Source organism: Candidatus Kosakonia sp. 282A-S69, assembly GCF_029433855.1.
GTDB classification, from domain to species: domain Bacteria; phylum Pseudomonadota; class Gammaproteobacteria; order Enterobacterales; family Enterobacteriaceae; genus Kosakonia; species Kosakonia cowanii_A.
The window spans coordinates 249,143-249,406 of record NZ_JAROAU010000005.1 but is presented as its reverse complement, the minus strand read 5'-3'; the positions used below and the strand labels follow the sequence as shown (position 1 = coordinate 249,406).

Annotated in this window: 1 protein-coding gene; it reads right to left on the bottom strand. The window is 64.4% G+C overall.

Annotation, left to right across the window (positions count from 1 at the left end; translation table 11 throughout):
* Nucleotides 1-264: hypothetical protein (locus PU683_RS22235; RefSeq protein ID WP_277174673.1), on the bottom strand; the 264-nt coding region annotated here is incomplete at both ends.

Genomic DNA, 264 nt, shown 5'->3' with positions numbered 1-264 from the left:
AGCAGGTCGGCCAACCCCTCCTCGCCGTCCGGCTCCGGGCTCCGATCGTCGAGGATGCAGTCGGAGAAGTATTTCAGCTCGCCGCCAAACTGGTCCGTCGCCTTGAACGTCTCGTGGCTGTCCGTGTCCCCGATGCGGCGTCGGTGCGCGAGACCCTGACCGAAGCCGAAGGCGGGATCCATCTGGATCGATCCCTTCGTGCCCGCGATCGTCAGAGCGTCGACTTGGTTCGCATAATAGCTGACCGTGAACTGGGCCAGACGG